Origin of the sequence: Shewanella sp. N2AIL, assembly GCF_022690845.1 — a bacterium.
GTDB lineage: Bacteria > Pseudomonadota > Gammaproteobacteria > Enterobacterales > Shewanellaceae > Shewanella > Shewanella baltica.
Window position 1 is genome coordinate 25,870 of sequence record NZ_JALBYT010000043.1, and the last position, 9,982, is coordinate 35,851.

At 47.7% G+C, this 9,982-nt stretch carries 8 protein-coding genes; 7 read left to right on the plus strand and 1 reads right to left on the minus strand.

The annotated features are described in order from the left end of the window. Positions 1-22 precede the first annotated feature (22 nt). Positions 23-1,054 carry a dihydroorotase gene (gene pyrC, locus MO387_RS19245; RefSeq protein WP_012586965.1) on the minus strand — a complete coding sequence of 344 codons (1,032 nt, stop codon included), beginning with the start codon at positions 1,052-1,054 and terminating at the stop codon, positions 23-25. Between the two features lie 377 nt (positions 1,055-1,431). Here pyrC and MO387_RS19250 point away from each other — a divergent pair, with 377 nt between their 5' ends. From MO387_RS19250 to MO387_RS19280, 7 genes are all read left to right on the plus strand, one after another. Beyond that, complete coding sequence (locus tag MO387_RS19250) at positions 1,432-2,694, plus strand: HlyD family efflux transporter periplasmic adaptor subunit (RefSeq protein WP_107946680.1); 1,263 nt, start codon at positions 1,432-1,434, stop codon at positions 2,692-2,694. A 109-nt stretch (positions 2,695-2,803) separates the two neighbouring features. After that, positions 2,804-3,067: a hypothetical protein gene (locus tag MO387_RS19255; protein ID WP_107946681.1), complete on the plus strand. Its 264-nt coding sequence runs from the start codon at positions 2,804-2,806 to the stop codon at positions 3,065-3,067. Between the two features lie 69 nt (positions 3,068-3,136). Then, positions 3,137-3,877 (plus strand): ABC transporter ATP-binding protein, encoded by a 741-nt coding sequence (locus MO387_RS19260; protein WP_107946682.1) that lies wholly within the window; start codon positions 3,137-3,139, stop codon positions 3,875-3,877. 11 nt (positions 3,878-3,888) lie between these two features. After that, a complete protein-coding gene (locus MO387_RS19265; RefSeq protein ID WP_107946683.1) occupies positions 3,889-5,199 on the plus strand; it encodes an ABC transporter permease in 1,311 nt (436 codons plus the stop codon). Positions 5,200-5,209: 10 nt separating this feature from the next. After that, positions 5,210-6,409: an FtsX-like permease family protein gene (locus MO387_RS19270; protein WP_107946684.1), complete on the plus strand. Its 1,200-nt coding sequence runs from the start codon at positions 5,210-5,212 to the stop codon at positions 6,407-6,409. A gap of 123 nt (positions 6,410-6,532) precedes the next feature. Next, positions 6,533-8,044: a sigma-54 dependent transcriptional regulator gene (locus tag MO387_RS19275; protein WP_107946685.1), complete on the plus strand. Its 1,512-nt coding sequence runs from the start codon at positions 6,533-6,535 to the stop codon at positions 8,042-8,044. Between the two features lie 78 nt (positions 8,045-8,122). After that, entirely contained in the window at positions 8,123-9,811 is a 1,689-nt protein-coding gene (locus tag MO387_RS19280) for an ATP-binding protein (protein ID WP_107946686.1), read from the plus strand. Positions 9,812-9,982 lie beyond the last annotated feature (171 nt).

Below are 9,982 nucleotides of genomic sequence, written 5' to 3' on the forward strand. Positions count from 1 at the left end.
CCTGATGTTAAAGACTTAAGGCTTACTCAACTTGCCAATCAATGGCTTCGCCTGCACGAATCGGCACGACGTTAGTGTCGCCCAGCGGGTAAGTCGCAGGGACATCCCATGATTTTTTAACGAGCGTGATCGTGTCGGCATTGCGTGGCAGATTGTAAAAATCTGGGCCATTGAAGCTTGCAAATGCTTCGAGTTTATCTAGCGCATTCACCGATTCGAAGGCTTCGGCATACAGCTCAATGGCGGCATGGGCCGTGTACGAACCCGCGCAGCCACAGGCGGCTTCTTTCTTATCTTTAGCGTGGGGCGCCGAATCTGTGCCTAAGAAGAACTTCTTGCTACCGCTTGCTGCTGCGGCCAATAACGCCTGCTGGTGGGTGTTGCGTTTTAAAATCGGTAGGCAGTAAAAATGTGGGCGAATACCGCCAGCCAGCATGTGGTTGCGGTTATACAGCAAATGGTGGGCTGTAATAGTCGCGGCCACATTATCAGAGGCTTGGGTGACAAAATCGACCGCATCTTTAGTGGTGATATGTTCAAGCACGATTTTAAGTTCTGGGAAATCGGCAACGATTTTGCTGAGGATATTTTCGATAAAGACGCGCTCGCGGTCGAAAATATCAATCGATGAATCCGTGACTTCACCGTGCACTAAAAACAACATACCGACTTCTTGCATGGCTTCGAGGGCAGGGTAGATGTTCTTCAAATCGGTTACGCCTGAATCCGAGTTGGTCGTCGCGCCCGCAGGGTAGAGCTTCGCGGCGACAATTTTACCCGAAGCTTTGGCTTTGCGGATTTCATCTGGGCTAGTTTTGTCAGTTAAATACAACACCATCAAAGGTTCGAATTGTGAGCCCGCTGGCACCTGCGCTTTAATGCGGTCGTAATAAGTCAGTGCGGTTTCGGTATCGATAGCGGGGGGCACTAAGTTTGGCATGACGATGGCGCGGCCCATATAGCGGCTGATGTCGCGCACTGTATCTTTAAGCTGGGCGCCGTCTCTTAAATGAATATGCCAGTCGTCTGGGCGAGTGATTGTTATTGTGGTCATAGGGTTTGGTCTTTTGATCGTTTTTGCTGCGAGGGTGGCAGGATCTTATGTGGCAAGGATTTTACTGTAAAGGGAAACTCGGTAGTTTCGGCCAATAAATCTGTTAGGACATGTAATTGAAACGCTTAGCTGCATGGCTCGCGCTATGTCATCTTTTTTAACATCGGACACTTTTGATTAATCTGCTGCGGACACTTTTCGATTTAACTCCCTGTGTCCGCGGACACTTTTATCAACAAAACAAAGTTAACGTTATGAATGATAATGTTTTTACTGATTTGGCATAGGCTTTGCTTTCTCTGTGGTATAGATTTCCAAATAGTGTCCGTTGATTGCGCTCCGGCACTGATGATTCCGACAGGGAAGCGAGTAAAGCCATGATTAAAGATACTAGCGGCCAAGATACCGTACTTGTGCCATCGACCACTAAACGTCTTAAGTTACCTCTGTTGATCGGCGGTTGCGCCTTATTAGTCAGCGCCTTAGTGTGGGCCAGCTTGGGCACAGATAGCGTGAGCAAATCCTTAAGCCGCAGCGACATCACTACCGCAACACTCTTCGTTGGAACCTTAACCCGCGATGTTGCGACCACAGGTAAAATCGTGGCGGCGAATGCGCCTATTTTGTATAGCACAGAGGAAGGCACAGTCACTCTGCTGAGTAACCCTGGCGATAGCGTCAATAAAGGCGATGTGGTTGCCAAACTCGATAGCCCAAGATTATCCAATCAGTTGGAGCAGGCTAAGTCGATTTTGGCGGGAATGCAGAGTGCGTTAGATCGCGCCAAGTTGGACGCCAGACGCGGTCAACTGCAAGTGAATCAAACCTTAGACATGGCCGCGGTTGACCTAGAAGCCGCCAACAGAGAACGTCGCCGGGGTGAGTTGTTAATTAAAAATAAGCTGATCAGCGAAATCGATTACGAAAAAGGCAAAGACGAATTGCACAAGGCTAAACTCAAGTTTGCCCATGCCGAGCAGGAAGTCGCGCTAACAAAAGACACCCTAACCTTTGAAGTTAAAAACAAAGCATTAGAAGTCGAGCGCCAAACCCTAGCCGTGCACGAACTCGAACGTCAAGTTGAGGCTCTGAATATCAAAGCCCCCGTGGGCGGCATTATCGGCAACTGGATAACCGAGCAGAAAACCCGTCTTAGCGCTAACCAACCGATTCTAACCGTTGTGGATTTAAGCGCCTATGAGGCCGAACTTGCGGTGCCAGAGTCCTACGCCGACGATTTGGGTTTAGGGATGGAAGTTGAGCTCAGTTTCGGCAGCGTGAAGTTAATGGGCAAGTTATCGTCCATCTCCCCCGAAGTGCGTAACCGTGAAGTGACCGCAAGGGTGCAGTTCGTTCAAGATAACAGCTTGAAACTGCGTCAGAACCAACGAATCTCCGCCCGAGTCTTGTTAGAGCACAGACCCGATGTGTTGATGGTGAAACGCGGCGCCTTTATGACTAGCGGCGGTGGCGATGAGACTTACCAAATTGAAGGCGATTTAGCCAGCCGCCGCGAGATCAAACTCGGCAGTACCAGCATGAGCCAAGTCGAAGTACTCGAAGGCGGTAAAGCCGGAGATGAGTGGGTGATATCCAGCGTCGAACCTTTTAATCAAGCAGAACAGGTCAGGATTCATTGATGACCGATATTCGTAAATTACTAAATAACCAATCTGATGAATATAACGGCGCAGCGATCAAGGTGAATGACGAAACCTGCTGCGATATGGACAAGAATAGGAGCCGAATATGCGTGATAAACAATTTGATTTCAGTGTGTTGATGTCATCAAAAATGTTTGGCGTGTTGGCCTTACTGCTACTGGTGGTCGCGGTGGAGTTGAGTATTGGTGAAGCCAATAGCTGGTTTTTCCTTGGACTGAATATCTTGGAATGGACCAATCCATTGGAGGAGGTTCGCCAAGTGGGTGAGGTTTCACTCGAAAGTGCCGACCTTATATTGGGCGTTTTTGTGTGGCTTTTAGAGTCTGTCGTTGAGCCATTTTTCGGCTGATGACGCTGCCATGCATCGAGTCGTTTAGATGCAGCGTAAAATTGATTTGATTATTTTAAGGAAATTAACATGTTATCAATGAAGAGTGTGAGCAAGGTTTTTAAAACGGATTTAGTGGAAACCCACGCCCTGCGCGATTTTAACCTCGAAGTGAATGAAGGCGAGTTTGTCGCGGTCACGGGTCCTTCTGGCTCAGGTAAAACGACTTTTTTAAATATCGCGGGTTTGCTCGAAGGTTTTACCCACGGTGACTATTTTCTCGATGGCATTAACGTGTCTAACCTGAGCGATAATAAGAGCGCTGCTATCCGTAACGAGAAAATCGGCTTTATCTTCCAAGGCTTTAACTTAATTCCCGACCTTAACTTGGCAGAAAATATTGAAGTGCCGCTGCGCTACCGTGGTTTTAATGCCAAGGAACGCCAACGCCGCGTACAGCAGGCATTAGAACAAGTGGGTCTAGCCTCACGACTCAAGCATTTTCCCACTCAGCTTTCGGGCGGACAGCAACAAAGGGTGGCGATTGCCCGTGCATTAGCCGGTGAGCCACGCTTCCTGCTCGCCGATGAACCGACAGGTAACCTCGACAGCTTAATGGCGCGCCAAGTGATGGAATTACTTGAAAATATCAATCAAGCGGGCACGACCATTATCATGGTGACCCACGACCCTGAACTCGCTCGCCGTGCCCAGCGCAATATTCAAATCGTCGATGGTCAAGTGTGTGATTTTACTATGTATCAGCCCCATGGCAGTGCGCAAACTGCAGCTTCGCACCCATTAGATAAACTTGTCGCCAACGCTGACTAAGGATACGCATTATGTTTTTTTATTATGTTGATTTAGCCTGGCGCAGCATTAAGAAAACCCCAGTGCTGTCGCTGTTGATGGTGTTGGCGATTTCGATAGGTATTGGCATCACAATCACCACGTTAAACGTCTACAAGATGATGTCGTTTAATCCTGCGGGTGAACGCTCAGATGAGTTAAATGCGGTACAGCTTTGGAGCCAAGGTCCCGATTCTTGGGATGAGCTTAACTCGTTAGTGACTTATCAAGATGCGATGAATTTGCGCAACAATACCTTACCTAAACGCCAAGCGGCGATGTTTCGCACTGGGATGGCGCTGCAAACTGAGGATGTCAATTTCGCGCCTATTTTAGAAAGTATTCGGGTGACAGATAGCGACTTTTTTAAGCTGTTTGACGTGCCATTTTTGTACGGCAATGTGTGGGATAAATCCGTAGACACTGAACCTGCTTATCAAGTGGTGATTAACGATAAACTCAATCAAAAGCTGTTTGCGGGCCAAAACAGTGTCGGCAAGGTTATCTATCTTAATCGTAAACCTTATCAAATAGTGGGGGTGATTAAAGCCTGGGACCCTAAGCCTAAATATTATGATCCCACTAACGGTGCTTTTAACGACACTGAACAAATTTTTGTGCCGTTTTCGCTGACACCTATCGAAGAGTTTGATGTATGGGGTAACACCTCGGGTTGGAAGTTTGAGACGATGAATAGTTACAGCGATCGCCTGAACTCTGAAAAAGTGTGGCTGCTGTATTGGGTTGAGTTACCCAATAAAGATGCAGTAACCAGTTACCGTTCTTGGCTCAGCAATTATGTCGCAGAGCAAAAAGTATTGGGTCGCTTTACCGATAAAAAATCTGCCGCTGACTCAGTCAAGGTCTCCGATGTCGCGACTTGGCTTGAATACAATCATGTCGTTCCTGAAGACAATAAAATCTTGGTTGGCTTGAGCGCACTATTTTTAAGTGTTTGTTTAGTCAATATATTAGGTTTAATGCTCACTAAGTTCCTCAAGCGAGCGCCTGAAGTTGGGGTGCGCCGCGCAATCGGTGCTAGCCGAGCCCAAATCTTCGCTCAATATATGGTGGAAGTAGGCATGATAGGTTTATTAGGCGGTTTACTGGGACTCGCTTGGGCCTACGCGTCACTTTACGGCTTATCGGCACAGTTTGAGGTCTCGAAGGGGTTAACCCATTTATCGGCGAGTATGTGGATTATCACTCCTAGTATTGCGGTAGGCACAGCCTTGTTGGCTGGCTTGTATCCCGCGTGGGTTGTGTGCCGGACTAAACCTAGCGTTTATCTTAAAAGCCAGTAAGGGACTTATTATGTTACATATTAAACCTATTCTCAGCAGTTTGTTGCGCAGTAAAAGCGGTCCTGTCTTATTGCTTATTCAGATTATTTTGTCTGTGGCAATTGTGGCGAACGCGAGCTTTATTATTCAAGAGCGTTTAGCCCTGATGCAGCGCGTTTCGGGAGTTGAAGAGTCTGAAGTCTTGACCTTTAGCTTGTTCAACTTCGATCCATTGATCGATAAAACCGCGCAAAACAAAATTGATCAGCAAATTTTACGTGGGCTACCCAATGTGATTGATGCGACCTCAACCAATATGTTGCCGTTAAGCGGTGGCGGCTGGTCGAGCACCTTCAATCTGGGGCCCGATCCGGATAGCGCTAAATCGACACCGCAATTTGCCATGTACTTAGGGACAGATCACACCCTTGAGACCTTAGGCCTTAAGCTGAATGAAGGGCGTAACTTTTACCCCCATGAACTTAAGGACAATCTCGATAGCCCGAGCCGATTAGCGATCATCTCCAGCGCGTTAGCGAAAGCGATTTGGCCTGATGAATCACCACTTGGCAAAGTGTTGTACGAGGGTAAAGATGCACAGATCACTGTGATAGGTGTAGTCGATAAACTGCAAGGCGCGTGGATTGACAGTTCTAGCCTTGAAAACAGTGTGATTCAAAATGTGGATTATGGCAGCAGTTCTTACATGGTTCGGGCCAAACCTGAGCACCACGCCGAGCTTAAAGATGCGATAAAAAAAGCGTTGCTGGCCGAGAATCCTAACCGAGTTCTCGATGGCTTTAAGTCAATTGAGGCCTTAAAAGATAGCTCATACCGCGATCATAAATTGATGATTACCGTGTTGATCATGATGGTAGTGTTGCTGCTGCTGATCACCTCGCTCGGTTTAACCGGTATGGTGATGTTTAATATCCAGCGCCGCACTAAGCAGATAGGTACCCGCCGTGCACTGGGTGCGAAAAAGCGCGATATTATCAGTTACTTCCTCGTAGAAAATTATTTGATTTGCTTAGCGGGAGGTGTGTTGGGCGGCTTGTTAGCGATACAGTTAGGGCAGCAGTTAATGAAAATCTATAGCTTGCCTATGTTGGATTTAAGTTATCCATTATTTACAGTGGCAGGCTTGTTTATTGTCACCACGCTGGCGGTTTACTTACCAGCGCGTAAGGCGGCAAATATTTCGCCAGCAACGGCAACCCGCAGCGTATAGCGAAATATTTGATGTCACTCAAGGTACGATAAAAGCCCAATAAAAGTGCGATAACAATAGGATGTTATTGCACTTTTTGTTACTTTACGGTTAATAGTTTTATATAGGACAACACTCATACTTATGGATACTATCCTCATCGTCGACGACAATCACGCCATCTGCCAAGCCCTAGGTTTGATGCTAGAGCTTAATGATTATCGGGTGCTGACTTGCCATAGTCCGGATGACGCCCTTGGATTATTGGCGACGCATGATGTGGATTTAGTGATCCAAGATATGAACTTTACCCGTGATACCACCTCGGGCGAGGAAGGCAAGCAGCTGTTTTACGCTCTGCGCGAACGCCAAGGGGATCTACCGATCATTTTGATGACGGCGTGGACGCAACTCGAAACCGCAGTTGAATTAGTCAAAGCGGGCGCGGCCGATTACATGGGTAAACCTTGGGATGACGCTAAGGTGCTCAATAGCATTACCAATTTGATTGCGCTTTATAAACTCTCCCGTGCTAACCATCGTCTCGAGCGGGTGAATCATCAACGCCAAGTGGCGATCGCCGATGCGGACCTCTGCGGGATTGTCTTTGGCAGCGGCGCGATGCAGCGTTGCATTGATTTAGCCTTGCAGCTGGCGCGCTCAGATGTGTCGGTCCTAATCACTGGCCCCAATGGCGCGGGTAAAGACAAGCTTGCCGATATTCTCCATGCTAATTCTCCCTTAAAAAATAAACCTTTTATTAAGGTCAATGTCGGCGCTTTGCCGATGGATTTATTAGAGGCAGAGCTGTTTGGTGCCGAGGCGGGGGCTTTTACGGGGGCGACTAAAGCGCGTATTGGTCGCTTTGAAGCGGCCGACGGCGGCACACTTTTTTTAGATGAAATCGGTAACTTGCCCTTATCTGGCCAAGTAAAACTGCTGCGGGTGCTGCAAACCGGTGAATTTGAACGCTTAGGTAGCCATAAAACCCAAAAAGTGAAAGTGCGGGTGATCAGTGCGACCAATGCGGATCTGGCCCAAGATATTGCCGAAGGGCGTTTTCGCGAGGATTTGTTTTACCGCTTAAATGTGATTGAACTGGCGTTGTCACCATTGAATCAACGCACCGATGATATTTTGCCTTTAGTACAGCATTTTATCGGTAGTGATTTTAGCTTGAGTAAGCCCGCATTGCAGGCGTTGTTGCACCATCGCTGGCCGGGTAATGTGCGTGAGCTGGAAAACGCCTGTAAGCGAGCGGTATTGTTGGCGCAAAGCCATGTGCTGACTGAAGCTGACTTTGGTTTAGCACCTGTCGTGAGTGCTGCAAGAGCTGCGACTTCCCATATTTCTGTAGCTTCTGCGCCGCGACACTTAGAGCAGCGACAGCCCGATCCGCGCAGCTTTGAACAGAGACAATTTGATCCTCAGGCCGTTTATGTGCCAAGTTCTATTCCCGCTAATGCCACTTTTTCTGATAGCTCTGCCCGCGACCAAACACAGTCGGCTAATGAGGTGATAGAGGTGAGTCGAGAAGATATCGAAGCGGCGCTAAAACAGCACCATGGCGTGATTGCTCGGGTCGCCAAAGCGCTTGGGCTCAGTCGTCAGGCGCTGTATCGGCGCATGGATAAGTTTGGTTTAGATAAGTCATAGGCCAAGTGCAGATGCTAGTTTGTAGCTTTTAGGCAACAGCTTCTAGGCGAGAGAAAGGCAATCGATTAAGGAATGTCAGTGTTAATCCGAACTAAAATTATCATTTATTCAATGGTTTGCTGCGCCTTTGGCGTCTTGCTTAGTTTTGCCTTAGTGAAATATATCTCACCTGAAACTTCGGCTGTCGCCACATCTAAGGCAATCGAAATCCCCGATGTGAATGTACAACTCGACTTTGCTGATCTGGAAAAAACCACTGCTGCCATTGAGCTTGCCCTTAAAAATACTGAACAATTGCAGCTAGCGGCAGCCATGCAAGCGCGCCAGAGGACCGAGCAGATTAAGGCAGAACTGCAAAAGCTTGAACAACTTAAACAAGAGCAGTTACAGATAAAACTCTTCAAGTTAGAGCAGCTTAAAGAAGGGCAGTTTAATTTCACCACTCATATTGCTGAGCCTTTACGTGTAGAACCGCTATCCATTTTACCGCCCAAAGCCCCTGTATCCCCAGTGGCGCCCGCTGAAATAGCAGACAACGAGCGAGTCTCGAGTTTAACCTTAGGTGAAGGTTTGCTGGTGTTATTGCTCGCTTGTGGAGCGTGCGGTCTAAGTGTCGCTTGGTTAACACGGCATCTGGGTCGCAGTTTGGACTCCCTCGAAATAGGTCTACTGAACTTTAGCGATAATGACTTTAGCGTGAGTATTCAAGAGTATGGTGAAGGTCAGCTCAAAACCTTGGCCCAGCTATTTAATCATTCGGCGGCAAAATTGCGCCAAGAAAGGCAATACATTTACCAGCGTGAGTTGTTGCTGGATAAGGTGATCCAAAGCTCTCCCAACGTAATGTTATTGCTCGACGACCATCAGCGGCTCATTTACGCCAACGATGCTGCGCGTCATCTATTCCACAAAAAGGGCAAAATGGAAGGTTTGAGCCTAGATGAATTGTTAGTGGACTTGCCCGAAGTATTGGCCTTAGCGCTTAAACATGAAAAGAACGGTCTCTTTGCCATGGGCGAAGATGATGTGGAAACTTGGTATTTGAGTCGCGGCCAGTTTTTGTTAAATAACCAACAACATAACTTGATTTTACTTAAGCAGATGACCCGCGAGCTTAATCGTCAAGAGGTGGCAGTGTGGAAGAAAGTGATCCGCATTATTAGCCATGAACTTAATAACTCAGTGGCGCCCATCGCCTCTATGGTGAACTCCGGCCGACTGCTCACCAAAGATATCGATAATCCCAAGTTAACCTTGATTTTCGATACGATCGAGAATCGCACCAGTCATCTGAGCCAGTTTATCTTCAACTATGCCCGCTTTGCTAAGTTGCCGCTCCCGCAGCGGCGTCAGGTGAATTGGACGCAATTTACGACCCAGTTAACCCAGCATTATCCCTTTAAACTTAGGCATGATTTGCCTGAAGTCGATGGCTATTTCGACCAAGGACAGATGGAGCAAGTGCTACTCAATTTGCTTAAAAACGCCCATGAATCGGGTTCAAACCCAGAGGAGGTCACCCTGTCAATTCGGTATCAAACCTTAGTGGATGGTGCGGGTTTTAGCATTGCGATCGAGGATCGCGGTACTGGCATGTCTGGCGAAGTATTAGAGCAAGCGCTGTTGCCGTTTTACTCGACGAAACAATCGGGTACTGGGCTTGGTTTACCTCTGTGCCGTGAAATTATCGAAGCCCACGATGGCAGTATTAGCATGCATAATCGCAGTGACGGTGGCCTGTTGGTTCGGCTGTGGTTACCACAATAATCCTCACGTTTTGTATCAGCACAGCAATGCGACCCTAGGGTCGCATTTTTATTGTCATCCCAAAACCACCGCCTCTGGCGGTGGTGATTGTTCCTTGAGGCTATAGCCTGAATTACGCCCATGCTAAAAGAGACTTCTTATTCACCACAAGTAAGAGGAGACGAAAAGCAT